A 24,107-nucleotide genomic window follows, 5' to 3' on the forward strand; every position below is an offset into this window, starting at 1 on the left:
GCATTTATGTGGTTCTGCACACAATCAACAGAAGGCGGTGGCAATATGTACGGTATTCTTTTAAAATTCGGCTGGAGACGGCAGATCCAGTACCGGGCCGGGATGGCTCTCAGGCTGGTGGGAGATATGCTGAGGCTCTATATCAAAGGCTGTATCTGGCTGGCGCTCCTGAAAGACGGTTTTTCGGAGACAGCAGCTTATACTCTGATCAGCCTTCTGATTCTGATCCTCACGGATACCAGGATCAGCGGAGAGCTGGCAGACCGGGTAAAAAGCGGAATGATCGCAGTAGATCTGATCCGCCCTATTTCCTTAAAATGGTATTTTTTCTTTGATCAGCTAGGGGAGAATGTACTGCGCTTTCTGGCAGAAGGGTTAGTGCTGATTCCCTTTGCTTTCTGTCTTTGGAATCTGCCTCTGCCTTCGGTTTCTTCCATGTGCTTTGGTAGTCTGGCTGTGGTTTTCGCCGTGATTTTATGCTACAGCATCCAGTATACCACCGGACTTCTGGTGTTCTGGATGAAGGACGGAACCTATACCCGGATGATTACAGACAGCCTGTTTACGCTGTTTTCCGGCCTGTCCATTCCTTTGTGGTTTTATCCTCAGTGGCTGGAGAAGTTCTGTGGTTATCTTCCCTTTCGCCTGACCGTTTATGAACCTGTCTGTATCTGGCTTGGCCGGTATACCCATGCAGAATGCATCAGGCTGCTCATTTTGGAGCTTATCTGGATTTTGGCGGTAACGGTGCTTGAAAAATGGCTTTGGAACCGGATCGGAACGGTGCTTGAGATAGAGGGAGGATGAGAAAATGGGAGTATACGGAGCGTTTCTTAAAAATGGTTTTCTGACACAGATGGCCCACAGGGGACAATATGCCATGCGGATGCTTGCAAAGATTATGGGCTGGTCTACGGGAATGATTATGGTGCTGATCCTTTTGGAACGGTTCGGACAGATCGGGGGCTGGAACCGGGAAGAAATCCTTCTTCTTTATGCCTTTGATATTTTGTCCTACTCGGTTGCAGCGACCTTTTTTATGGGATCATTTGGAAAACTGCACCGGCTGATCCGCCAGGGAGAACTGGATCTTGTGCTGACAAAGCCGGCTGACCCGATGATATATCTGGCAGCTTCCCATGTAAGCGCCGGCTATACAAGCAATTATCTTATGGGCGGAGCTGTGCTTGTGATCTGCCTGATCCGGCTGGATATTGCCCTGACGCCCGTTCATCTGTTCTGGCTGGCAGCGGATCTTTTGGGAGCATCTTTGATACAGGCGGCGGGCTTTGTATTTACAGCGGTTCCTGCCTTCTGGATTGGGGAGAGCGAGGGCTTGTATCGCCTTCTCTATAAAAATCTGACGGAATTTATCCAGTATCCGTTGTCTGTTTATCACCGGGGGATCCGGGAGCTGCTGACCTTTGTGCTCCCATATGCATTTATCAATTACTATCCCGTACAGTATTTCATTGACCGCCAGGAGGGGATCTGTCCGGGAATTCTGCGGTATCTGACACCCCTTGTAGGCTGCGGTGTGTTTTTGCTTTCCAGGCTGTTCTGGCGGCTGGGTCTGCGGGCCTACAGCGGGGCAGGCTCATAATTAAAACAGAAAGAGGGGAAAATAGAATGGCATATATTGAGGCTGAAAATCTGCAGAAAACATTTAAGGTGTATGAGCGTCCAAAAGGCGCAGGGGCAGCCCTTCGGTCGCTGATCCACAGAACCTATACAGAGAAACGGGCAGTGGATGGAATTTCATTTTCCATCCAAAAAGGGGAAATGGTGGGATATATCGGGCCAAACGGGGCAGGGAAATCCACTACGATTAAAATGCTTGGAGGGATTTTGGTTCCTGATGGAGGAAGCGTTCTGTGCGGCGACCGTGTTCCCTGGAAGGAGAGAAAGGAAAATGCCCTTCACATGGGGGTGGTTTTCGGCCAGAGATCTCAGTTAAACTGGGAGCTTCCCATGGAGGATACCTTTGAATTGTACCGAAAGATGTACCGAATCCCGGAGTCAATCTATAAACGTAATGTAGAATGCTTTACAGAGCTGCTGGGAATGGAGGAATTCTTAAGAAAACCGGTGCGAAGCCTGAGCCTGGGGCAGAAGATGCGGGCAGAGCTGGCGGCGTCTCTGCTCCATGATCCGGAAGTGCTGTTTTTAGATGAACCCACAGTAGGACTGGATGTGGTGGCGAAGGACAGGATCCGGAAATTTTTAAAGGAGCTGAACCGGGAGAAGCAGACAACTATTCTCTTGACCAGCCATGATATGATGGATATAGATGAAATCTGCAGCCGGGTGATTCTGATCGATCACGGAAAGAAGATGCTGGATGAACCGCTGGAAGACTTTTACCAGATTGGACGACAGGTCTGCAGAAAGGAAAAAGCAGGGCTGGATGAGATGGTGCGGAGCCTGTATGAAAGCCCGGAGGGCAGCTATGAATGAAGAACAGGGATTAAAAAATGTAATTGATTATATAGAAGCGCATATAAGAGAATCTCTTTCGGCAGAGGAGATCGCGTCAGCCTGCTATTATTCCAGATCCAACACAAAAGCTCTTTTTAAGAAAGTATTCCAGTATGGGATGATGGAGTATGCAGCCAGACGGAAGCTGACTCAGGCAGCAGGGGAACTCTTATCCACCTCACAAAGCGTCTGCGAGATTGCCCTGGAATATGGCTTTGCATCCCAGGAGGTATTTACAAGAGCATTTAAGAAAATGTGGCAGGAAACACCGGCCAGATTCAGAAAAAGACGCCGGTTTTGGCAGCTTTTTCCCAGACAGGATTTTTTCTGTGATGACTGCGGCGTATTCAGACGGAGATTCTGTCTGGAGGATATGAGAAAGATGCTGGAACACAGGGAGCACACCTGGATTGTGTGCTTTGATATGGAGGCGCCGGGAATCCGCTATCTGAAAACCGTATTTGGCGGAGAAGGAGGGGAGCGTTTTGTGCTGGATTGCCTGCAGAGAATAGAAGGAGAAATGAGAGAGGGAGATCATTTGTTCCGTATTGCAGGCGATAAGTTTGTGCTTCTGGCATCATCAGAGGCGTATGAGACGGTTTTGGATCAGGCAGAGCGGGTATTCCGAAGAAATGGGGAAAAAGTGCATTATCAGGGGAATGCAGTGGAGCTGGCTATGTTTGGCGGACTTATAAGGCTGGATCAGGGGGATGCCAGGTCTGAGCGGCTTTTTGAGAAACTGGATGGTGTCCTTGGAAGGCGCTGGGAACTGACAAAGCGCAGACGGGTTCAGGAGGATACGGATAAGAGAGGAAGCAGAGGAAGCTGCCGCTTTGTATATCCTGAACAGGGATTTCCTACAGGAACCGTGTATCATGGATATGAAATCTGGAAAAATGAGTTATGGGATACAGATGGAACGGATTCAGACCGTTTTTGGGGGTACGGGGCAGATATTAAAAGGGAAAGGGAGCATCTGTCATTTCCTTTAATGTGTATGAAAGAGGAAAACGACTGTTTTGAACAAAATGCTCCGCAGATTTTCTGGAAACTGGATCAGCCGGGTGGCCGAATGCTTTTTCCCAAGGGAGAAAACTGGTGCGTGTTTCAGGTCATGGGATCGGAGGGGCTGGTTGTCCGGGAGCATTTTATGGTGATCCGTGGGCTGAAAGCAGAAAAGACAGCGGATGGGTTCACGCTGTCTTTTGAAAAATTATTTTTGGAGGCCGTGCGTACAAAAAACGGCTCATGGCTTCGGCTCAATGAAGGGGAGCTGAAGGAAACGGTTCATGATCTGGGGCTTGGAGCAGAGGAATACCGTAAAATCTGCCGTACAGAAAGAGAAATACGGACCAGATTTAAAAACAGTCCCCTATTTCAGACAAAGCTCCCGTAAATATGCCTCCATTTCCTTTGGCGTCTGTACCATGTGATCCCACAATTCTGCATCCGCTGCATTCCATGGAGAAACAAGGAGGGTTGAAGCGCCGCATGTTTTGCCGGAATACAGGTCAAAATAGCCCTGGTCACCGATAAAAAGCATTTCCTTTGGAGAGAGATTAAACTGTCTGCCCCACTGTGCAATTCTCTGGGGAAAGGTATGGGGTTTGTCTGCGTCAAAGCACAGCTCTTCAAAACAGGAGTCATCAAAGCCAAGGTAATCTAAAAGCTCAATACAGTTAGTCTCCTGGGCGTTGGAGCAGAGAACCACATGGATTCCCTGCTTTTTTAATTCCTTAAGAAGGACAGGAAGAGCCGGATTCGGTACAGGCCCCCAGTATGGATCGATCAGATCGTTCCGCACCAGCCGGAACCGCTTCCAGAAGTCTTCTCCTTCCCAGCCGATTCTGCGGGCCAGATACATACCCAGGGTCCAGCCGTCGGAAATGTAGGAATAAAGCGTTCGATCCAGCCAGGGGGAGGGATCAGGCAGAAGAAGGGCTGCCGTGCCCGGTACATCAAAAAGATCTTCAGGAGTTTTTGGATGTTCTGCCTTCTGCTTGGGAACAAACTGCCCGCATCGTAAGGAACTCTGGCCGGAGAGTACCTGTTTCATCTGCTCCTGAACCGGAAAAATCCAGTCTCTGTAAGGCGTGTCATGAAAAAAATGATCAATCATCCGCAGGTATACGCAGGAATCCAGATAAAGGGTTCCGTCAAGGTCAAAACAGATGAAGCGTGGTGTCATAGGGCCCTCCTTCTTGTTACAGCCTTGTCATCCAGGTAAACGGGGTTCCGTCCATATGGTTTTCTGTAATACCTAAAAGACGCAGGAGCGTAGGTGCTTCATCCACCAGGTATCCGCCCTTTTGCACCTTTCCGGGGATTACATCCGGGCCGCTTAAGATAAAGGGCGGTTTGTCCCCTTTTTCCGGCAGATGGCCGTGGGTAGAAACAGAAAGCTTGTATTCGCGGATTTCATCCACAGAAGTAAAGTACTCAGTGGCATTGGCTGTCTTATCAAAGGCTGTCCGATCCCCGGCTTCTACTACAAAGTCAAATTCTCCGGTCAGATGCAGGTCTGCCGCCTGTTCTTTTGTAAAAATCTGGGAAATACTTCCGGGATACTGGTCGCGGATTTTACAAAGGGTTTCATAGACCAGTTTAGGGTCTACATCCGGCTGGCGGTAGATCTGTGCGCTGAAGGCGCACTGGGCGGCATATATCTTCCAGGAGGTCACGGTTCCGTTTTCCTCTGTCAGAAAGCCCATATCGCGCAGCACGGTATTTAAGTGGAACATCTGGTCGCAGTAGAGCTGGCCGTGATCCCCAAGGACGGCGATATTGGTATTCTCAAGGCCTCCTGTTTCATCCAGGGCGTCAAATACCCTGCCAAGCTGTTCATCTACAAAAGCAAAGGCATGATCCAGCTGTTCGCTTCGTACCCCCAGTTTGTGACGCTGATGATCCACATAGGATAAATGCAGGAACATAAGGTCAGGCCGGTATTCTTTTATAATATCTACGGCACACTGGGCGGCAAATTCGTCCATCTGGGGCGTTTTCATCCAGCGGAGCATATGCTTGTTGCGCTCAAAAATCTCTTTGGCCTTTGGGCTGTCTGCTAAGTCAAAGTAAGGAGTGGGGTCATCCTCTTCATGGGGAGCCCAGATTTCCGCAATGTTGTAGTCTGCCCCGCAATCACCCATTACAGGCCAGGTAATGGCTGCAGTGGTCAGCCCGGCTGCTTTTGCATAGTCAATGAGAGTAGGCGTTTTGATATCCTTTCTGAACCAGTACCATTCCGGCCGGTCTTTTGACAGGGGTTGGAACTTTTCATTGTTGCAGATACCGTGGCGATCCGGCCAGCAGCCGGTGGAAATGGTTACATGGCAGGGATAGGTAAGAGTGGGGTAGCAGCACAGGATATCCTCTGCCCAGGAGGCCTGCTTCATGATACGCCCCAGATTGGGAAGTTTTTTTAAACGTTCGATATCAGCGCTGATCAATGCATCGATGGAAATGACAAGTGTCCGGTTCATATGTCTTCCTCTCCTTTCCGTCTTTCTGTAAGTTCTGCTTCCCAGCGGTCATTCTGACCAGCTGTACTGTCATTTAAAACGGCTTCCGGGAAAACGACAGCCGCCTGAGAGATAAAATGTTCATAGGAGCGGCCACGATTCTGTCCTTCGATGGTATGCATGTCAAATACATAGTCCGGAAGGGGGAAGGGGACGCGGTCGCGGATCCGCCGCTTGGTCAGACTGGCCAGAGTGCTGGAACCCCGTTCCTTGGGACAGCTGCACAGATAGCGGACTGCATGGACAAAAAACAGAGGGTAATCCATGCTGTCTGCTCCAAGCTTTTGGCTGGCGTGGTACAGAGAAAGCACAACCGACGGTGCAGCCGGCTGTCCAAGCCCCACGTCCTCTGCGCTGATGACTAAAAGCCTCTGCCACAGATAGTCGCGAAGCTCCTCGCCGGACAGATAGAGCTCATAGGCAGCACGGGCCGCTTCCTCCGTTTTTCCCCTGCGGATGAATTTCTGCAGAGCTGAGATGATAATATCTGCCGGTTCTCCGCAGGGAGTAAGAATATGATGATAGAGAATCTCCATAAATTTGTTCCTCGTCTTTCTGACAGAAGGACGGAAAATCAATTCAGTCCTACGGTCTGTTTTAAATTGTCCAGAGCAGTCTGCGGGTCTGTACCGTTTTCTGCAACCTCCTGCATCATAGTACGCACGGCGCTGGTAACGGCACTGGAGGTAGTGGTATCGTTGGTAAAGGCCGGCTCGTAGAAATAGCGGTCATTCTGCTCTACTGCGGCGGTAAGAAAATCATGTCCATCGGCAACGTAAGCTTTATATTCTTCGCTGTCAGCCACAGACTGGCGGATGGGAAGATAGCCGGTGCCTGCGGTTACCACAGCCAGATTGGCTTCTTTGGAGGTTAAAAACTTGATCAGCTCATAGGAAGCATAGGCTTTTTCGGGATTTCCGGACTGGTTTAAGGCCGTGATGACATGACCGGCGCTTAAGTTGGCTGCCGTATCATCGCTTACCTGTGGGATGGGAGCGGTTGACCACTTAAGTTCCGGATTTTTGGCAGGAATATAGCTGGCTTCTACGCTGTCTCCTACATACATGGGGATCTGTTCGTTTGCAAAGGGCCCGGAGAAAAACATATCCTCACCTGCAGTCCTCCAGATACCGGATCCTACATTTTCCTTCCAGAGGTTTAATACCTTTAAAGCCGTTTCAGAATCCTCTTCTGCAAAGTAAATATTTCCTTCCGGATCTGTATACCGTCCGCCGTACTGCTTTACAAGGGTCATAAAGCTTCCGGCCAGATTGTCCCAGCCAAAGGCAGGAGCACCGGTGATCTCATGGATTTTTTTGCTGGTTTCGATCAGCTCGTCCCAGGTGGCGGGAACCGTTAAGCCGTTTTCCTCAAAAAAGGCGGTGTTGTAATAAAGCACTTCTGAGTAGGAGTGGATGGGAAGAGAATACGTTCCTTCCTTGGCATAGGTGGTTCCGCCATTTCTCAAACCTTCAAATATATCTTCGTAGTCAGGCATTCCCACAGTTTCATCCTGGATGTAGGGGGTAAGATCTACGACTAGGTCGGTCTGAAGATAATCGGCCACATAGGGGCGCAGAGCCAGAGTTACATCCGGGGCAGTTTCTGCCTTAATGGCAGCGATTACATTGGAATATAAGTCGGAGCTGCTTCCGTTAAAGGTAGCGGTTACAGTGATTTGCTTTTCCTTTCCGACGGTATCATTAAACTGGGCGATCAGCTTATCTAAAACCTCTGCATGGACAGGATTGGAAATAGAATGCCAGAACTGAAGCTCTACAGGCTTGGTGATTTTTGTGACAATCCCATCAGATGTCTGGGAAGGCGCGGACTCAGAGCCGCAGGCAGCAAGAGACAGTGCAGCGGTTCCTGCTAAAAGAAGACAGGTCATGTTTTTCATTTGTTTTCCTCCTTGGTTGGTTGACTTGAAATAAATATTATCCTTTGATTCCTCCGCGGGATACTCCCTCAATGATCTGTTTGCGGAAGATCAGATAAAAAATCAGCATAGGCAAAAGGACAATGGTGGAACCGGCCATCTGCAGGTTGATCTGGGAGCTGACGGCATCTTTAAAATGTAAAAGACCGATTGCCATGACGCGGTGGGCGTCATCTTTGGATACCATCAGAGGCCAGATAAAGGAATTCCACTGGCTGATAAAGGTCAGGATGCCGATGGTGGCAATGGCATTTTTGTTAATAGGCATCATAATGCGCCACAGATAGCGCCAGTCCGTACAGCCGTCGATTTTGGCGGCCTTATAAAGCACAGAAGGGGTTTGAAGAAAGTATTCCCGCATCATGTAGATATAGAATCCGCTGGCAATGGTTGGTATGATGATACCTTGGAAGGTATTGACCCAGTGGAGCTTGGAAACGGTGATAAAATTCTGGATGATCAAAAGCTCTGCCGGTATCATCATGGTGGCAAGACAGCAGAAGAAGAGGCCGGATTTTCCGGGAAACTCAAAAACCGTAAAGGCATAGGCGGCTAATACGGTGATGACCAGAGTAAGGAGCGTCCCCAGCCCGGCTACCAGGATGGAGTTAAAAAGGTACCGTCCAAAAGGCGCCATGGTGAAAGCTTCCGCATAATTTGCAAAGATAGCCTTTGCAGGAAAGAGCGTAGGCGGAATGGCAGTGGCTTCCGGAAGCGTCTTTAAGGAGGTGGCTAACATCCAGATAAAAGGAAACATCATAACCAGTGCTCCGGCTGTTAAAAGGATCCAGACGGCTGCTTTTTTCAGTTTTTCTGTCATGAGGCGTCTCCTTTCTTATACATAGTGAACGAATTTTTTCGATACCCATTTCTGCAGGGCAGTCAGCGCCAGTATAATGATGAAAAAGATAATAGCGGCGGCTGATGCGTAGTGCACCTGAGAACGGTTGAAAAACATATCGTAGATATAGTAAACAATGGTAATGGCACTGTTTCCGGGGCCGGCCCCGTTTCCTCCGAACATGGAGTAAACTTCATTGTAGGTCTTAAAGGCGTGAATGACCGATACAATGGTTACCATCCAGAAGGTAGAGGATAAAAGAGGCATGGTGATTCGGAAAAACACACGGGAAGGCGGAGTTTCGTCCATGCGTGCCGCCTGATAATACTGAGGATCGATCTTTTGAAGTCCTGCCAGAAACAGAACGATCTTAAAGGCCATTCCGTTCCAGATCGTAAAGATCGTGACGGAAATGGTAGTCAGATTGGGATCTGTAAGCCATTTCTGAGGCGGGAGGCCAAAAAAGCTTAAAACATGGTTGATGTAGCCATAGTCTGAGTGGAACAGCCACCGGAACACCAGGCCGATGGCAATGGTGGAGGTTACATAGGGAAGGAAGTAGATCGTCTGAAACAGCCCTTTTCCTTTGCCCAGAGAGTTGATAAACAGGGCGCTTCCCAGCGACAGGACGATCGTAATAGGAACGCCGATAAAGGTGATGATCAGTGTGTTGCGTACCGCAGACCGAAAGGCTGGATCCTTTAACACATAGCGAAAAGAAGCAAGACCAAAGCCTTTTCCTACATCGGTCAGATAGACATAGCTTTCATAAAAGCCCATCCGCAGGGTCATTATAATAGGGAAAAATACAAATACAGCTAAAATAAGAGCTGCAGGAAGCAGATAAAAGTAAGCCTTCAGGCTGTATTCTGTATTTCCCAGCGGATTTTCAGGACGGGGCTTTCTGCAAAAACCTTTAACTTTCATAGGCTACCTCTGCATCGATCCGAGTTTCGTTTGCTTCATTAAACAGGTACAAAAGATCCTTGCGCTTTAAAGAGAGTTCGACCGTATCGCCGGTGCGGACCCGGTCTGTAATGCTTAAGAGCGCCTTGCCTTTTGCGCCTGTCAGGGTAAAACCGGCCAGTACATCACGGCCTCTCTGTTCCAAGGTTTCAATTGTTACCCGTATTCCCGGTCCAGGCTCCCAGGCTTCCGGACGGATTCCTGTAAGTACGGTTCCGCTGGCGGTTGTGCGGATGGGAAGTGCATAGCTTTCTGAGAGGATCAGGCGTCCGTCTTTTATGGGAAAATGGAAAAAGTCAATGGGAGGATTTCCCATAAAGGATGCCACGAAACGGTTTACAGGCTGTAAGTACATATCAATGGGAGCACACTGCTGCTGGATGATGCCCTTTTTCATCAGTACGATCTCGTCGGTGATGCTCATGGCTTCTTCCTGGTCATGGGTAACGAAAATAGTGGTAACTCCCGTTTCCAGCTGGATGCGGCGGATTTCCTCCCGCATTTCCAGTCTGAGGCGCGCGTCCAGATTGGAGAGAGGCTCATCTAAAAGAAGGATGTCCGGTTCTTTAATTAAAGCCCGTGCGATGGCAACCCTCTGCTGCTGGCCTCCTGAGAGCTGTCCCGGCTTTCTGGACAAAAGCTCCTCTACCTGCACCAGCTTTGCCATCTGCTGCGTTTTTTGCTGGATGAGCTCTCTGTTTTCCTTGCGGTTTACCAGAGGAAAGGCGATATTCTGCGCAACTGTCATGTGGGGATAAAGGGCATAATTCTGAAAAACAAGGCCGATTCCTCTTTTTTCCGGAGGAAGCTCTGTCACATCCCGGTCTCCGAAAAAGATCCTTCCGGAGGTGGGTTTTAATAAACCGGAGATGAGGTAAAGAAGGGTAGATTTGCCGCAGCCGCTGGGGCCTAAAAGTCCGGTGAGTTTTCCGTCTGAGATTGAAAAGCTGCCGGTGTCAACGGCCTTTGTCCCGGAGAAATCCTTGACCAGGTCTACAAGTCGCAGTTCCATTTTGTACTCCTCTCTGTTTGAAAAATGGTAAAATGTTGTATAAAAATATTGTAATTCTTATCATACTCATTGTCAATATTGCAAAATAAAATTGATAAAATGATAAAATACTATCAAAAAATATGAAAAAATGTTATATTTATGATGGATTGAATCATTATAGCAGAGGGAATTAAATGTTTTGATCATTTTATATCAGCAGCATAAAAATTTTTCAGTATAATACAAAAAAATACAGATTAGAAAAAGGAGGAAAACAGGATGAGCGGCAGGAAAACAGACCGGTTGGACCGGATGAGAAAAATGCTGATGACGGAAAACGGGATTACCATCAGGGAGTTTGCAGGGAAGCTGGATGTGTCGGAGATTACCGTCCGAAGGGATTTAAAGCTCCTGGAAAAACAGGGCTGTCTGAGGCTGGTAAACGGAGTCGCCATATATCATGCGGCAGAAAAAACGGCTCTGTACCCGGAGTACAATTTAAATGATGAGTGCCTGGTATTTCCGCAGAAAAAGGAGAGGATTGGAAGACGGGCGGCTTCTCTTATTGAAGCAAATGACGTAGTTGCCATTGACAGCGGATCTACGGCCGCCTATCTTGCCAGGGCTCTGCCCTATGATATCCATATGACGGTTCTGGCTTCCAGTTTTAATGTTCTTCTGGACTTAAATGACCATTACAACTGCGATATCATCTGTTCCGGCGGTTATCTTTATTCCAATACAAAGACCTTTTACTGTCCGGAGGGAATTTCCATGATAAACCGAACATGCATCAATAAGACCTTCATTACGGCAGCCGGCATCAGTGAAAAGATGAATGTTACCTGCATTGCCCCCCATGAGATGGATTTAAAGAGAGCCCTGATGGAAAGCGGACAGACAAAAATACTTCTGGCGGATTCTTCCAAGTTTGGAAGGATTTTTCCAACAGCCTTTTCTCATCTGAAGGATTTTGACAGTATCATTACAGATGACGAGCTTTCTGATGAGTGGAGAAGCCTTATTGAGTCACAGGGGATCCACTTGTACTGCGAATAAAAAGTCTTTATCACGCGGACAAATGTGCTCAGTACACAAAGTTTCTGAGTAAAAACTATTGACTTTTTTATAGAAGTGGGATATCATTTCCAGAAAGCATTACCTTCGAAAATGTGGCAAGAGGAGATCTACGATTATGAAGAAAGTGTCTAAATTCGGCGGCAGTTCACTGGCCAGTGCAAAGCAGTTTAAAAAGGTGGGAGATATCATCCGGGCAGATAAGTCAAGGAGGTATGTGGTTCCCTCCGCACCGGGAAAACGCAATGACAAGGACGAAAAGGTAACGGATATGCTCTATGCATGCTATGATGCAGCATCTGAGGGGCGTTCCTATAAAAAGATCCTGGAGAAAATCCGAGGCCGGTATGAGGAGATTATCGAGGGCCTGGATTTAAACCTGAATCTGGATCATGAGTTTGCAAAACTGGAGGAGAATTTTCTTGCCGGGGCAGGCAGGGATTATGCTGCTTCCAGAGGAGAGTATTTAAACGGTATTGTGATAGCAAATTATCTGGGATATGAATTTATTGACGCTGCAGAGGTGATTTTCTTTGATGAGCAGGGAAACTTTGAGGCAGATCTGACCGATAAAGAGCTTTCTGAGCGTCTGTCCCATGTGGAACGGGCTGTGGTTCCGGGCTTTTACGGTTCCCGTCCGGATGGGAGCATAAAGACCTTTTCCAGAGGCGGTTCCGATGTGACGGGCTCCATTGTGGCAAAAGCGGTTCATGCAGATCTGTATGAGAACTGGACGGATGTATCCGGCTTTCTGGTGACAGACCCAAGGATTGTAGAGGATCCGGAGGTAATCGAGACCATTACATACAGAGAACTCCGGGAGCTTTCCTATATGGGAGCAAGCGTTCTTCATGAGGATGCGATCTTCCCTGTAAGAAAAGAGGGGATCCCCATTAATATCCGCAATACCAACCGTCCGGAGGATAAGGGAACGCTGATCGTAGAAACGACCTGCCGCAAGCCGCGCCACACGATCACAGGCGTAGCGGGAAAGAAGGGCTTCTGCGCCATCAACATTGAAAAGGCCATGATGAATACAGAGGTGGGCTTTGGGAGAAAGGTCTTAAGCGTGTTTGAAAAGTCAGGTATTTCTTTTGAGCATATGCCTTCCGGTATCGATACGATGACAATTTTTGTTCATCAGTCTGAGTTTGAGGATCATGAGCAGTCTGTGATCGCAGGAATCCACCGGGCTGTTGAGCCGGATGTGGTGGAGCTGGAATCCGATTTGGCTCTGATCGCTGTGGTTGGAAGAGGCATGCGCTCTAATCGCGGGACAGCAGGCCGTGTGTTCTCCGCCCTGGCTCATGCAAGAGTGAATGTAAAGATGATCGATCAGGGTTCCAGTGAGTGGAATATTATCATCGGCGTTAAGAATGATGACTTTGAGAAAGCAATTCGGGCCATCTATGATATTTTTGTACTGGCAGATCTGTAGGGATCGGCCGGGAGTTATACAGTGAAAACAGCCCGGGCGGGATTTTTTGGCCTGGGCCGTTTTATTTGATGGAAAAATGTGGTATACTTACGTTCAACACAGAATATATGCCGCGGCAGAGAACAAGAGAGGATTCATGAATAAAGAAAAGCATATTATCATCGCAGGCGGAGGTGCGGCAGGAATGATTGCCGCAGTAGCCGCTGCAAGAGAGGGCTGTAAAGTCAGCCTGTATGAAAAAAATGAAAAGCTGGGAAAGAAGCTGTTTATTACAGGAAAGGGACGTTGCAATGTGACAAATGCCTGTGATATGGAAGAACTTTTTGGAGCCGTTGTGACAAACCGCAAGTTTTTGTTCAGCAGCTTTTACGGCTTTACCAATGAGGACGTGATGGAGCTGTTTGAGGAGGCGGGGCTGCCTCTTAAAATCGAGCGCGGAAACCGTGTGTTCCCCTGCTCCGATCATTCTTCCGATGTGATTGCCGCTCTGGAGCGGATGATGCGCCAGGCAGGTGTAAAGGTATACTTAAGGCAGGAGATTAAGGGGCTGGCAGTGCGAAGCGAAGAGGATACGGATACCGGAGCGGTCCGGCAGGTCTGTTGCGGGATCTGTCTGGAAGGGCCGGACGGAAAGGAAAAAGAGGTGCCGGCGGATCGTGTGATCCTGGCTACGGGAGGTGTTTCCTACCCGTCTACCGGATCCACAGGGGACGGACATGCATGGGCTAAAATGCTGGGCCATAAAGTGACGGATCTTCTTCCGGCCCTGGTTCCCTTTGAAGCGGCGGAGAAAGAGGAGGTAAAGGCTCTTCAGGGGCTTTCTCTTAAAAATATTGAAATTGCTGTCTATAACGGGAAAAAGGAGCTTTACCGGGAATTTGGCGAGATGCTGTTTACGCATTTCGGAGTCAGCGGCCCCGTGATCTTAAGCGCCAGCTCCTTCTGTGCAAAGGCGGTGTCAAAGGGGGCCTTAAAGCTGGTTATCGATTTAAAACCGGCTCTTTCAGGAGAACAGCTGGATGAGCGTATCCTGAGGGATTTTGCAGAAGCGAAAAACAGGCAGTTTAAAAACAGCTTAAGTCATCTTTATCCTGCAAAGCTGATTCCGGAGATCATCCGCCGCAGCGGTATTGACCCGGATAAGCAGGTCAATGAGATCACCAGACAGGAACGGCGCAGGCTGGTGGAAGCTACAAAGGGACTTACCTTTACGCTCACCGGTCTTCGTCCGTTTAAGGAGGCTATTATTACCCAGGGAGGCATCAGCGTGAAGGAGACGGATCCTTCCACCATGGAGTCAAAACGGGTAAAGGGTCTGTATTTTGCAGGAGAGCTTCTGGATCTTGACGCAGTAACCGGAGGTTTTAATCTGCAGATTGCCTGGTCTACGGGCTGGCAGGCGGGAAAGGCTGCGGCTAAGGACACAACCCTATAATAACAGGAGGAAACAATGGAACACTTTAATATTGCAATTGACGGACCTGCGGGAGCAGGAAAAAGTACCATCGCAAAGCTGGCTGCAAAACGCCTGGGTTTTGTATACGTTGACACCGGGGCCATGTACCGCACCATAGCGCTGCATATTTTAAGAGAAGGCATCGATCCTCAGGATGAGGCGGCAGTCAGCGCAGCCTGCAGAAATGTAAATGTAACGATCGCCTATAAAGACGGCGTCCAGCAGGTTCTTTTAAATGGGGAAAATGTTTCCGGCCTGATCCGCGCCGAGGAGGTGGGAAAGACGGCTTCCGCCACCTCTGGCTATCTTCCTGTGAGAGAAAAGCTGGTGGAGCTTCAAAAGGAGCTTGCAAAGCGGGAAAATGTTGTTATGGACGGAAGGGATATCGGAACCTGTGTGCTTCCCGATGCTCCGGCTAAGATTTATCTGACTGCATCTGTAAAGGTACGGGCCGAGAGACGTTATAAGGAGCTGACAGAGAAGGGCATTGACGCTGATTTAAGGGAGATTGAGCGGGATATCGAAAGCCGGGATTATCAGGATATGCACAGAGAGCATTCTCCGCTTATGCAGGCAGAGGATGCGGTTTTGCTTGACAGCTCAGATATGACTCTGGATGAGGTGGTACGGGCTATCTTTGTTATTGCGGCAGAGAAGGGCTGCAGCGCAGCTGTCAGTGCTCTTGGAAATAAGGGGGAGGACAGATGAATGCGCAGGTAAAAGGGGCTGCTTCTTTTGAAATTCCGGAGGGCCGTACGGTCACCGTGGCAAAGACGGCCGGGTTTTGCTTTGGTGTAGAGCGGGCGGTAAATCAGGTATATGAACAGATTAAGGCAGTGAAAGAGGGAAAGGCAGAAGGCCCCATTTATACCTACGGTCCCATTATCCACAATGAAGAAGTGGTACGGGACTTAGAGGAAAAGGGCGTAACCGTTCTGGACACAGAGGAGGATTTAAAAGCTCTTCCTGAGGGAAAGGGGACAGTTATTATCCGTTCCCACGGCGTCAGCCGCCATATCTATGATATTTTAAAAGAGCGCGGGATCCGGATCGCAGACGCCACCTGTCCCTTTGTAAAGAAGATCCACCGCATTGTAGATGAGCATGCGGCGGCTGGGGATGCGGTTGTTATCATAGGAAGTCCTTTTCATCCGGAGGTGGAGGGTATAAGAGGCTGGGGCAATACATACACCACAGTGATTGAGAATGAGGCGGAAGCGCAAAATTATGTGGTTCCGGAGGGGAAAAAGCTGTGCGTAGTGTCTCAGACGACATTTAATTACAACAAATTTCAAGATTTAGTTGAAAAAATTTTAAAAAAGGGTTATGATAGTAGTGTTTTAAATACGATTTGCAATGCAACACAGGAAAGACAAGTGGAGGCAGCGAAGATCGCCTCTCGGGTGGACGCCATGATCGTTATTGGCGGCAGGCATTCTTCCAACACCCAGAAGCTTTACGAAATCTGTCTCAAGGAATGTAAGAACACCTTTTACATTCAGACACTCGGCGATTTAGATCCTGACAGTGTATCTTCTGTGCGCAGCGTAGGTATTACAGCTGGGGCATCCACCCCAAAAAAGATTATTGAGGAGGTTCATACCAGAATGGCAGAGCAGAGTTTTGCAGAGTTATTAAAGGAAGAGGAAGAATCAACCAAACCAATACGTACAGGAGAGATAGTCACCGGTCAGGTCATCGAAGTGAGCAAAGATGAGATTATTCTGAGCATCGCGGGCAACAAGTCCGAGGGCGTTATCACCCGCGACGAGTACAGCAACGATAACAGTGTGGATCTGACTACAAAAGTACAGATTGGTGAAGAGATGGAAGCTAAGGTTATCAAGTTAAATGACGGCGTAGGCATGGTTTCCTTATCTTTCAAGCGTATGGCAGCCGACAGAGGCAACAAGCGTCTGGAGGAGGCATTTGAGAATCAGGAGGTTTTAACTTCCAAGGTTACTCAGGTATTAGACGGCGGATTAAGCGTTGAGGTTGAGGGCGCAAGAGTATTTATTCCAGCCAGCCTTGTATCTGATACTTATGAGAAGGATCTGTCCAAGTACGCAGATCAGGACATCCAGTTCGTGATCACAGAGTTTAATCCAAAGAGAAGACGTATCATCGGCGACAGAAAGCAGCTTTTAGTTGCTGAGAAGGCAAAGCTGAAGGAAGAGTTATTTGCACGTATCCAGCCAGGTGATAAGGTTGAGGGTACTGTAAAGAACGTAACAGACTTTGGTGCATTTATCGATCTGGGCGGCGCTGACGGCCTGCTTCACATCTCTGAGATGAGCTGGGGCCGTGTAGAGAATCCTAAGAAGGTATTCAAGTCCGGTGATCGGGTAACTGTTCTGATCAAGGATATCCAGGGCGAGAAGATCGCATTAAGCTTAAAGTTCCCGGAGGCAAATCCATGGGCACAGGCTGCTGAGAAGTATGCAGCAGGCAATGTGGTAACAGGCCGCGTAGCACGTATGACTGATTTTGGCGCATTCGTTGAGTTAGAGCCAGGCGTAGACGCGCTGCTTCATGTTTCCCAGATTTCCAGAGAGCATATCGAGAAGCCATCTGATGTATTAAAGATCGGACAGGAGATTGAGGCTAAGGTCGTTGATTTCAACGAGGACGATCACAAGATCAGCTTAAGCGTAAAGGCTCTCCTTGCAGCTCCTCAGAATGAGGATGTTGCTGATGTAGACATCGATTCCTATTCCAACTAACAGCCAATAAGGCATGAAATAATAAGGCCCTGCGGATTTTCCGCGGGGCCTTGTTGTAGTATGGTGTGCCTAGCGGCGTATGCACAGCAGAAAATTTTCGATGTATTTTAAGGTGCTGCGCGGTCCATGGATGGATTTAAAAAAACAGAAGCCTCAAAAATGCCGTTTCCATGGCTGAAATTGAGAAAGCCGTGATACCGCTCTGTGAGGTAGCGCACCGAAGAGGTGCCAATGCCGATCCCGTCCCGCTTGGAGGAGATAAACTGGCCGTCCTGTTCTTTTATTTCATGGGAATAGGAGTTGCGGATGGACAGGGTGATCATGGACTGGCCTACAGAGTTTATAGTGACTGAGATAGCCGGTATTCCTCCCTCCTGTCTCAGACAGGCCTCCAGGGCATTGGAGAGCAGGTTTCCCAAGATGGTGCAAAAGTCCATGTCCGGCATAGGGAGAGCAGCAGGAAGGCACACATTGGCAGTTACATTGACCGAGTGTTCTCTGGCTGTCTGGAGATAATAATTTAACAGTGCATTGACCGGAGCGTTGGAGCAGTAGGTATATGTATCGCAGCTTTCCTGGCTGCCCAGGTAGCTTTCCAGATAATCGGATGCAGCCGTGTACTCCTTCTGTCCCAGCAGCCCTTTTAGGATCGCCAGATGGTGGCGGAAATCATGCCGTGCCTTTAACAGCTGCTCTAAGTTGATCTGAAGATTGGCCGTTTGGGAGGTCAGAGCATCGGACACTACCTTCATGGTTCGGTATTCCTCCTTCAGAGCAAAGCTCTGAGTGAGGAGAAAGAGGATCTGCAGGGTAGTGATGTGCACGGTATATACACAGATCAGCCAGAAAAGGGTAATGAGGAGAACATTGTAGTTATAATCATCAGGGCGAAGCTCCGGCATATAGATAAGCCCCATATCCATATAGTACATGAGAAAGAAAAAGGCGGGGATCAAAAGCATTCTTCTCCATACCGGAAGAAAACGGGTATAATAAACAGCCTGTCTCAGCCGTGTTCCAATGACGGCTGTGATGATGAGGACTGCGGCGGGAATCAGAAGCAGTTCCAGAGAACGGACACAGGCGGTATGCGGGATAGAGGGATTGTGAGAGGTGATTAAAACGGTGAGAAAGCGGGACAGCAGGGAAGCGGAGTCGGAAACATTTTTAAAGAGGAAGAGCGTATAGGCAGCTGCCTGTATTTTTACCTTTGTAAGAAGGAGGCATAAAGACAGTGAAAATGCCATAAGAAGCAGAGGCCAGATCAGGCCGTGTCTGGAAAAGCCGGGAAGCAGGCGCAGGAAAAAAAGAAACAGCCCACAGATGATAAACAGATATCCGAAAAGGATACCTGCGATTCTGTGGGCATCATAACGCCATTCTAAACGAAAGATCCATAAAAATGGAAGGATCACTGAGAGAGGATCCAACACCAGCAGTGCGGAAAGCTGAAGATTTAAAAGGTTCATTCAATACCTCCATTTATCTTCCGGAATTGATAATCCGCATATTGCTGATGAATCTGGAGCCTGAGGCTTCTGGTAATAGGCAGATGTTCACCGGACGTAAGGACAAAAGAGGTTTTTTCCAGACGAACCACCTTGTCCAGGTTAATGATACAGTTGCGATAGCAGCTGATAAACTGTGGGTAACACAGCAAAAGTTTCGAAAAGTCCTCAAACCGCATATAGGTCTTTACGATCCGGTCAGCCAGATGGATCTGTATGTAGTGATTAAAGTAATCGGTGTATAAAATTGTATCAATGGGAATTTTTACCATGACCCGGCTTTCCTTTACCTCAATATAATGGGAAGAGCGCTTCGCCTTCATGGAAAGGTAATAATCCATGGTCTGAGAAAAATCCGCTGTGGAAATGGGCTTTACCAGATAGTCCAGTGCCTTTAAAGAATAGCTTTTTAATGCAAAGTCCGGGCTTACTGTGGTAAAGATAATGGTACAACCGGTATCTTCACGGCGGATGTGTTCTGCCAGACGGATGCCGGATGCTGTGTCGGAATCTTTGTCCAGAAAGATATCAATGAAGATTAAATCAAAAACGCCGGATTTCCATGATCTGAGAAAATCCGCCGCACGAGTGAAAGTCGATACCTGTAAGGCCAGAGAACAGGCAGAGCAGTAAGCGCCAAGGAGCTGCGATAAATGACAGCTGTCCTGAGCGCAGTCATCAACGATTGCAATATTCAAAGTAACCCCTTCTTCCGGCTGCTATGGCCGGCCGCTTTCTGAATTGCGGTGAAAAAAATTTTCGCTTTTCATTATGAAACGATATATTTTCTTCACTTTCAGTATAATATACAAAAGTTCAAAAAGCAAGAAAAATCGGAATATATTGTAAAAATATGGATAGACTTTTCCTTAATGAATCCCTTTTGTCTATAGATAAAGGGAAGGAAAGGAGTTTGGCAGCATGGAGAAAAGCACGCATAAAAAAAACTTTGACCCGGAGCATATGAGCCTGCAGGAGCAGCTGAAATTTGAAATTGCACAGGAGCTGGGACTGGATGCGAAGGTGTTGGAACAAGGCTGGCGGAGCCTGACATCCAAAGAAAGCGGACGTATCGGAGGAATGATGACAAAGCGCAGACGCCAGATGAAGGAAGCTGCAGGCAAGGAAAAGGATAGTTGAAAGAAGGGGCTTCATCCGCTATACTTAGGATGAGATCTAGGCGAAGGCGGCGGCCGGAGAAAGGACAGGAGATAGAGGATGAAGCTTGCAGTTATCTGTTTTACAAAGAAGGGCGCTTTGATCAGTAGGCGCCTGTATACATATTTTAAAGCACAGGGAGTGAACTGTGAGGCCTGTGTGCCGGAGCGGTTTTTAGAGCAGGACTGGAAGGCAGATGGGATGAAGAGCCGGGGAAAGGAAAACCTGACCCAGTGGAGCGGCCGGCAGTTTTCGGAGAAAAATGCTATGATCTTTATAGGCGCTGCGGGGATTGCCGTACGGGCGGCGGCTCCGTGGATCCGGGACAAGTTTGCGGATCCTCCGGTAATTGTGATCGATGAAACGGCCCGATTTGTGATCCCTCTGTTATCCGGTCATGTGGGAGGAGCCAATGAGCTGGCCTGTGAGCTGGCAGCATTTCTTGGCGCAGTGCCGGTGATCACTACGGCTACGGACCGAAACGGACTCTTTGCAGTGGATCTCTTTGCGGCAGGAAACGGGCTGGTTTTGACGGACCGGAAGATGGCAAGAGAAATTTCTGCCCGGATCCTGGAGGGGAAAACCGTTGGGTTTATAAGCGATTTCCCCACAGATGGAGTACCGGAGGGCTGTGCGCCTTACTGGCAGGAGTATACCATCTGGATTACCATAAAAGACCGGCTGCCAAAGGAAATGCCTCAGGGGATCAAGGTGCTGCGTCTGGTACCGCGGGCAGTGACGTTAGGCGTTGGCTGCCGAAAGGGGATTCCTTTTCCGGTTCTGAAAGAACGGGTAGATGCATGCCTGAAGGAGGCGAAAATTGCACCTGAGGCGGTAAAGAGGCTGGCTTCCGTTGACCGGAAAAAGGAGGAGCCGGCGATTTTACAGCTGGCAAAGGAGCGGGGACTGGAGCTTTGCTTTTATACCGCAGAGGAACTGGCTCTGGTGCAGGGAGATTTTAAAGAATCAGAATTTGTGAGAGAGACGGTAGGGATCGGAAATGTATGCGAACGGGCGGCCTGCGCTGGTGGCGGAAGGCTGATTTTGAAAAAAAGGACGGGAGAGGGAACGGCCGTGGCAGCCGCGTGTAAGGCTTTAGATGTGATTTTGTGTGAAAAGGGATTTGGAGAACGGTAGTGCTAGGCCGTATTTTTTCGTTGTGCAATGAAATGCCATATGGTATACTTTTTGGCAGAATGAAAAAAACGGGTGAACGATGGAACAGATTTTTACATACAGAAACCAGAAAAAATTAAGGTGGGGCTATACCACAGGGACCTGTGCGGCGGCGGCTTCTCTAGCCGCTGTTCTCATGCTGCTCGGGAGGAAGGAAACGGAACTGGTAAGCCTTACAACGCCAAAAGGGGTCCGTCTGGAGCTGGAGATTGAGGATATTCAGATGGGGGAAAACTGGGTTTCCTGTGCGGTGCGCAAGGATGGAGGGGATGATCCGGATGTGACGAACGGAATGCTTGTGTACTCCCGTGCAGAATATGGAACAGGAAGCGCAGAGGGAGAGCCGGAGAATGGATATGTGTTTGAGCGGGAAGGCGTTCGGATTGAGCTTATGGCAGGAGAAGGCGTAGGCGTTGTTACAAAGCCGGGACTTAACTGTCCGGTGGGAAAGCCTGCCATCAATTCGGTTCCCAGATCCATGATTTTTCATCAGGCAGAAAGAGCCTGCCGGGAATCCGGTTTTCAGGGGTGTATTAAGCTTTCTGTCTCGGTTCCAGGCGGAAAAGAGCAGGCAGAGAAAACCTTTAATCCCAGACTGGGGATTTTGGGAGGTATTTCCATTTTGGGCACCAGCGGGATGGTAGAACCCATGAGTGAGAGGGCCCTCCTTGAAACCATAGGGCTGGAGCTGCGGCAGAAACGGCTGGCAGGCTGTGAACGCCTGATTCTTACGCCGGGCAATTACGGGACTGCATTTTTAAGAGATCACCTGGGGATTGAGCTGGATCAGGCGGTCAAGTGCAGCAATTTTATCGGAGATACCCTGGATCTGGCGGTTCAGGAAAAGCTGCGCCAGGTTCTTTTGGTGGGACATGGAGGAAAACTCATTAAGCTTGCAGCCGGGGTGATGAATACCCATTCCTCCGCGGCAGACGGACGTATGGAAGTGCTTGGAGCCTGGGGGGGAGCATTGGGCGCGTCTTCCGAGCGGATCTGCCGGATCCTGGAGGCAGTGACGGTGGAACAGGCCCTTTTTGTTTTGGACGAAACGCCGGGACTTTTGGAAGCGGTGATGTCCAGGGTGATGGAACGAGTGGAATTTCATCTGAAAAAGAGAGCCGGAGAACGCCTTCAGGCAGAGTGCATCATATTTACCAACGAACGGGGAATACTGGGAATGACATCGGGGGCAGAGGCGCTTTTAAAGGAATTTGAGACAGAATAATATTTGAATGAAAGGATGCAGTATGGTACATATTGTTGGAGCAGGCCCAGGGGCCACAGACCTGATCACCGTGAGAGGAGCTAGACTTTTAAAGGAAGCGGATGTGATCATTTATGCAGGTTCCCTTGTAAATAAGGAACTGCTGGAGCTGGCAAAAGAAGGAGCTGAAGTTTACGACAGCGCCCGCATGACCTTAGAAGAGGTGATGGCGGTGATAAAAAGGGCCTGGAAGGAAAAAAAGGAGATCCTGCGCCTTCATACAGGGGATCCCTGCATCTATGGGGCGATCAGAGAGCAGATGGACGCCATGGATAAGGAGAAAATCCCCTATGAAATCTGCCCCGGCGTTAGTTCCTTCTGCGGAGCAGCATCCTCTTTGGGGATGGAATATACGCTTCCGGGAATTTCCCAGAGCGTGATCATCACCAGGATGGCGGGAAGAACGCCGGTGCCGGATCGGGAAAGCATTGCTTCCTTTGCGGTCCACCAGACATCTATGGTTCTGTTTTTAAGCGCAGGGATGCTAAGGGAACTGTCTGCAGAGCTGATAAAGGGAGGATATCCGGCAGATACGCCTGCTGCCATTGTGTATAAGGCTACCTGGCCGGAGGAAAAGATCGTGCGCTGTGAGGTGAAGAATCTGGCAGAGGCGGCAGAAGCTGAAGGTATTACAAAGACAGCGCTGATCATCGTAGGAGAGGCAGTCGGACAGAAGGACTATGAGCGGTCTAAGCTGTATGATCCGTGCTTTGAAACAGAGTACCGGAAGGCGCAGAACCCGGAGATGGGAGAGGCCTGCGGGAAGGCGGAAGATGAAAAAACAGGGGATTTAAGGCAAAAGGAAGGCAGAACAGGCCGCTTATATGTGGTGGGGATCGGCCCCGGCTCTGCAAAAGGGATGACAGGAGAGGCCAGGCAGGCTCTGGAGCGATGCCAGGTGATTGCCGGATATACTGTATATGCAGACCTGGTGCGGGATGAATTTCCCCAAAAGGAGTATCTGACCACTCCCATGACAAGAGAAGAGGAGCGCTGCCGCATGGCAATCGCCTGCTGCCTTGAGGGAAAGGATACAGCGATGATCTGCAGCGGAGACGGCGGTGTATACGGCATGGCAGGTCTTTTGCTTGAGCTGGCAGAGGAAACGCCTCAGGTGGAAATCTGTGTAGTGCCGGGAGTGACGGCTGCCTGCTCCGGTGCAGCTGCCCTGGGAGCGCCTCTGATGCATGACTTTGCCGTCATCAGCTTAAGCGACCGGCTGACCCCTATTGAAACCATCTGGGAGCGGGTTGAGAAGGCAGCCGCCGCAGATTTTGTGATCTGCCTTTATAATCCCCGCAGCAAGGGGCGGCCGGATTATCTGCGCCAGGCCTGTGAGCGGATTTTAAAATACCGTTCTCCTCAGACGATCTGCGGCCTGGCAAAGCGCATCGGACGGGAAGGAGAAGAAACGGAGATCCTGACCTTAAAAGAGCTTATGGAGGCAGAGGCGGATATGTTTACCACCGTTTATATCGGCAATTCTTCCACAAAACAGATCGGCGGACACATGGTAACGCCCAGAGGCTATGAACGAAAATATTTCTCTGGAAAGGACGCATGAGGAG

The 24,107-nt window shown here is 49.1% G+C and carries 22 protein-coding genes; 13 read left to right on the forward strand and 9 right to left on the reverse strand.

Translation table 11 applies throughout. The features are described 5' to 3' along the window. The first annotated feature begins 45 nt into the window (after window positions 1–45). Genes WKT10_RS03165 through WKT10_RS03180 form a run of 4 tightly spaced genes read left to right on the forward strand, consistent with a single transcriptional unit; the run spans window position 46 to window position 3,874 of the window. On the forward strand, window positions 46–807 hold the full coding sequence (locus WKT10_RS03165) for an ABC transporter permease (RefSeq protein ID WP_337433834.1): 762 nt from the start codon (window positions 46–48) through the stop codon (window positions 805–807). A 4-nt stretch (window positions 808–811) separates the two neighbouring features. Next, the gene (locus tag WKT10_RS03170) at window positions 812–1,603 is read left to right on the forward strand and encodes an ABC transporter permease (RefSeq protein ID WP_337433833.1); all 792 of its coding nucleotides are present in this window, start codon (window positions 812–814) and stop codon (window positions 1,601–1,603) included. Between the two features lie 26 nt (window positions 1,604–1,629). Beyond that, the gene (locus WKT10_RS03175; RefSeq protein ID WP_337433832.1) at window positions 1,630–2,457 is read left to right on the forward strand and encodes an ABC transporter ATP-binding protein; all 828 of its coding nucleotides are present in this window, start codon (window positions 1,630–1,632) and stop codon (window positions 2,455–2,457) included. Further along, entirely contained in the window at window positions 2,450–3,874 is a 1,425-nt protein-coding gene (locus WKT10_RS03180) for a helix-turn-helix domain-containing protein (protein WP_340275413.1), read from the forward strand. The genes WKT10_RS03175 and WKT10_RS03180 overlap by 8 nt, the downstream gene beginning before the upstream one ends. On the opposite strand, the gene WKT10_RS03185 is transcribed toward WKT10_RS03180, so the two are convergent. Genes WKT10_RS03185 through WKT10_RS03215 form a run of 7 tightly spaced genes read right to left on the reverse strand, consistent with a single transcriptional unit; the run spans window position 3,851 to window position 10,757 of the window. Next, window positions 3,851–4,666: an HAD family hydrolase gene (locus tag WKT10_RS03185; RefSeq protein WP_340275415.1), complete on the reverse strand. Its 816-nt coding sequence runs from the start codon at window positions 4,664–4,666 to the stop codon at window positions 3,851–3,853. The two genes, WKT10_RS03180 and WKT10_RS03185, sit on opposite strands and share 24 nt — an antisense overlap. A gap of 16 nt (window positions 4,667–4,682) precedes the next feature. After that, complete coding sequence (locus tag WKT10_RS03190) at window positions 4,683–5,960, reverse strand: alkaline phosphatase family protein (protein ID WP_066547614.1); 1,278 nt, start codon at window positions 5,958–5,960, stop codon at window positions 4,683–4,685. Continuing rightward, complete coding sequence (locus tag WKT10_RS03195; protein WP_066547616.1) at window positions 5,957–6,535, reverse strand: AAA family ATPase; 579 nt, start codon at window positions 6,533–6,535, stop codon at window positions 5,957–5,959. Before WKT10_RS03195 ends, WKT10_RS03190 begins: the two co-directional genes overlap by 4 nt. A 38-nt stretch (window positions 6,536–6,573) precedes the next feature. Next, window positions 6,574–7,899 (reverse strand): extracellular solute-binding protein, encoded by a 1,326-nt coding sequence (locus WKT10_RS03200; protein WP_242962985.1) that lies wholly within the window; start codon window positions 7,897–7,899, stop codon window positions 6,574–6,576. Window positions 7,900–7,936: 37 nt separating this feature from the next. Further along, the gene (locus WKT10_RS03205) at window positions 7,937–8,758 is read right to left on the reverse strand and encodes a carbohydrate ABC transporter permease (protein ID WP_340275419.1); all 822 of its coding nucleotides are present in this window, start codon (window positions 8,756–8,758) and stop codon (window positions 7,937–7,939) included. 15 nt (window positions 8,759–8,773) lie between these two features. Further along, a complete protein-coding gene (locus WKT10_RS03210) occupies window positions 8,774–9,706 on the reverse strand; it encodes a carbohydrate ABC transporter permease (RefSeq protein WP_337933274.1) in 933 nt (310 codons plus the stop codon). Beyond that, the gene (locus tag WKT10_RS03215; RefSeq protein ID WP_066547621.1) at window positions 9,696–10,757 is read right to left on the reverse strand and encodes an ABC transporter ATP-binding protein; all 1,062 of its coding nucleotides are present in this window, start codon (window positions 10,755–10,757) and stop codon (window positions 9,696–9,698) included. The genes WKT10_RS03210 and WKT10_RS03215 overlap by 11 nt, the downstream gene beginning before the upstream one ends. Before the next feature lie 261 nt (window positions 10,758–11,018). Between WKT10_RS03215 and WKT10_RS03220 the strand changes: the two genes are divergently transcribed. From WKT10_RS03220 to WKT10_RS03240, 5 genes are all read left to right on the forward strand, one after another. Next, complete coding sequence (locus WKT10_RS03220) at window positions 11,019–11,798, forward strand: DeoR/GlpR family DNA-binding transcription regulator (protein WP_337433826.1); 780 nt, start codon at window positions 11,019–11,021, stop codon at window positions 11,796–11,798. Window positions 11,799–11,934: 136 nt separating this feature from the next. After that, window positions 11,935–13,254: an aspartate kinase gene (locus WKT10_RS03225; RefSeq protein ID WP_317438972.1), complete on the forward strand. Its 1,320-nt coding sequence runs from the start codon at window positions 11,935–11,937 to the stop codon at window positions 13,252–13,254. Window positions 13,255–13,390: 136 nt separating this feature from the next. Next, entirely contained in the window at window positions 13,391–14,689 is a 1,299-nt protein-coding gene (locus WKT10_RS03230; protein WP_066547627.1) for a BaiN/RdsA family NAD(P)/FAD-dependent oxidoreductase, read from the forward strand. A 15-nt stretch (window positions 14,690–14,704) separates the two neighbouring features. Continuing rightward, window positions 14,705–15,418: a (d)CMP kinase gene (gene cmk, locus WKT10_RS03235; RefSeq protein ID WP_066547630.1), complete on the forward strand. Its 714-nt coding sequence runs from the start codon at window positions 14,705–14,707 to the stop codon at window positions 15,416–15,418. Then, window positions 15,415–17,433, forward strand: coding sequence for a bifunctional 4-hydroxy-3-methylbut-2-enyl diphosphate reductase/30S ribosomal protein S1 (locus tag WKT10_RS03240; RefSeq protein ID WP_066547632.1), 2,019 nt, complete (start codon window positions 15,415–15,417; stop codon window positions 17,431–17,433). The genes cmk and WKT10_RS03240 overlap by 4 nt, the downstream gene beginning before the upstream one ends. Before the next feature lie 107 nt (window positions 17,434–17,540). Here WKT10_RS03240 and WKT10_RS03245 read toward each other — a convergent pair whose 3' ends face one another. Beyond that, on the reverse strand, window positions 17,541–18,902 hold the full coding sequence (locus WKT10_RS03245) for a sensor histidine kinase (RefSeq protein ID WP_340275428.1): 1,362 nt from the start codon (window positions 18,900–18,902) through the stop codon (window positions 17,541–17,543). Then, window positions 18,899–19,639 carry a LytR/AlgR family response regulator transcription factor gene (locus WKT10_RS03250; protein ID WP_296037110.1) on the reverse strand — a complete coding sequence of 247 codons (741 nt, stop codon included), beginning with the start codon at window positions 19,637–19,639 and terminating at the stop codon, window positions 18,899–18,901. Before WKT10_RS03250 ends, WKT10_RS03245 begins: the two co-directional genes overlap by 4 nt. Window positions 19,640–19,862: 223 nt before the next feature. Between WKT10_RS03250 and WKT10_RS03255 the strand changes: the two genes are divergently transcribed. The 4 genes from WKT10_RS03255 to cobM all read left to right on the forward strand — a co-directional run bounded on the left by WKT10_RS03255 (window position 19,863) and on the right by cobM (window position 24,103). Further along, window positions 19,863–20,081 carry a small, acid-soluble spore protein, alpha/beta type gene (locus tag WKT10_RS03255; protein WP_340275431.1) on the forward strand — a complete coding sequence of 73 codons (219 nt, stop codon included), beginning with the start codon at window positions 19,863–19,865 and terminating at the stop codon, window positions 20,079–20,081. 78 nt (window positions 20,082–20,159) lie between these two features. After that, entirely contained in the window at window positions 20,160–21,236 is a 1,077-nt protein-coding gene (locus WKT10_RS03260) for a cobalt-precorrin 5A hydrolase (protein WP_340275433.1), read from the forward strand. A 79-nt stretch (window positions 21,237–21,315) separates the two neighbouring features. Continuing rightward, window positions 21,316–22,500: a cobalt-precorrin-5B (C(1))-methyltransferase CbiD gene (gene cbiD / locus WKT10_RS03265; RefSeq protein WP_296037105.1), complete on the forward strand. Its 1,185-nt coding sequence runs from the start codon at window positions 21,316–21,318 to the stop codon at window positions 22,498–22,500. A 22-nt stretch (window positions 22,501–22,522) separates the two neighbouring features. Then, window positions 22,523–24,103: a precorrin-4 C(11)-methyltransferase gene (gene cobM / locus WKT10_RS03270; protein WP_337433822.1), complete on the forward strand. Its 1,581-nt coding sequence runs from the start codon at window positions 22,523–22,525 to the stop codon at window positions 24,101–24,103. The last annotated feature ends 4 nt before the right edge of the window (window positions 24,104–24,107 follow it).

The organism is Enterocloster sp. HCN-30185 (genome assembly GCF_037890305.1).
GTDB lineage: Bacteria > Bacillota > Clostridia > Lachnospirales > Lachnospiraceae > Enterocloster.

What these genes read in the sequence shown, in the direction of transcription:
- WKT10_RS03195 (WP_066547616.1), bottom strand. Translation starts at nt 6,535, where the DNA reads ATGGAGATTCTCTATCATCATATTCTTACTCCCTGCGGAGAACCGGCA.
- WKT10_RS03245 (WP_340275428.1), bottom strand. Translation starts at nt 18,902, where the DNA reads ATGAACCTTTTAAATCTTCAGCTTTCCGCACTGCTGGTGTTGGATCCT.
- WKT10_RS03255 (WP_340275431.1), top strand. Translation starts at nt 19,863, where the DNA reads ATGGAGAAAAGCACGCATAAAAAAAACTTTGACCCGGAGCATATGAGC.
- WKT10_RS03240 (WP_066547632.1), top strand. Translation starts at nt 15,415, where the DNA reads ATGAATGCGCAGGTAAAAGGGGCTGCTTCTTTTGAAATTCCGGAGGGC.
- cbiD (WP_296037105.1), top strand. Translation starts at nt 21,316, where the DNA reads ATGGAACAGATTTTTACATACAGAAACCAGAAAAAATTAAGGTGGGGC.
- WKT10_RS03220 (WP_337433826.1), top strand. Translation starts at nt 11,019, where the DNA reads ATGAGCGGCAGGAAAACAGACCGGTTGGACCGGATGAGAAAAATGCTG.
- WKT10_RS03175 (WP_337433832.1), top strand. Translation starts at nt 1,630, where the DNA reads ATGGCATATATTGAGGCTGAAAATCTGCAGAAAACATTTAAGGTGTAT.
- WKT10_RS03185 (WP_340275415.1), bottom strand. Translation starts at nt 4,666, where the DNA reads ATGACACCACGCTTCATCTGTTTTGACCTTGACGGAACCCTTTATCTG.
- WKT10_RS03170 (WP_337433833.1), top strand. Translation starts at nt 812, where the DNA reads ATGGGAGTATACGGAGCGTTTCTTAAAAATGGTTTTCTGACACAGATG.
- WKT10_RS03200 (WP_242962985.1), bottom strand. Translation starts at nt 7,899, where the DNA reads ATGAAAAACATGACCTGTCTTCTTTTAGCAGGAACCGCTGCACTGTCT.
- WKT10_RS03225 (WP_317438972.1), top strand. Translation starts at nt 11,935, where the DNA reads ATGAAGAAAGTGTCTAAATTCGGCGGCAGTTCACTGGCCAGTGCAAAG.
- WKT10_RS03210 (WP_337933274.1), bottom strand. Translation starts at nt 9,706, where the DNA reads ATGAAAGTTAAAGGTTTTTGCAGAAAGCCCCGTCCTGAAAATCCGCTG.
- WKT10_RS03230 (WP_066547627.1), top strand. Translation starts at nt 13,391, where the DNA reads ATGAATAAAGAAAAGCATATTATCATCGCAGGCGGAGGTGCGGCAGGA.
- WKT10_RS03180 (WP_340275413.1), top strand. Translation starts at nt 2,450, where the DNA reads ATGAATGAAGAACAGGGATTAAAAAATGTAATTGATTATATAGAAGCG.
- cmk (WP_066547630.1), top strand. Translation starts at nt 14,705, where the DNA reads ATGGAACACTTTAATATTGCAATTGACGGACCTGCGGGAGCAGGAAAA.
- WKT10_RS03215 (WP_066547621.1), bottom strand. Translation starts at nt 10,757, where the DNA reads ATGGAACTGCGACTTGTAGACCTGGTCAAGGATTTCTCCGGGACAAAG.
- WKT10_RS03190 (WP_066547614.1), bottom strand. Translation starts at nt 5,960, where the DNA reads ATGAACCGGACACTTGTCATTTCCATCGATGCATTGATCAGCGCTGAT.
- WKT10_RS03165 (WP_337433834.1), top strand. Translation starts at nt 46, where the DNA reads ATGTACGGTATTCTTTTAAAATTCGGCTGGAGACGGCAGATCCAGTAC.
- WKT10_RS03205 (WP_340275419.1), bottom strand. Translation starts at nt 8,758, where the DNA reads ATGACAGAAAAACTGAAAAAAGCAGCCGTCTGGATCCTTTTAACAGCC.
- cobM (WP_337433822.1), top strand. Translation starts at nt 22,523, where the DNA reads ATGGTACATATTGTTGGAGCAGGCCCAGGGGCCACAGACCTGATCACC.
- WKT10_RS03260 (WP_340275433.1), top strand. Translation starts at nt 20,160, where the DNA reads ATGAAGCTTGCAGTTATCTGTTTTACAAAGAAGGGCGCTTTGATCAGT.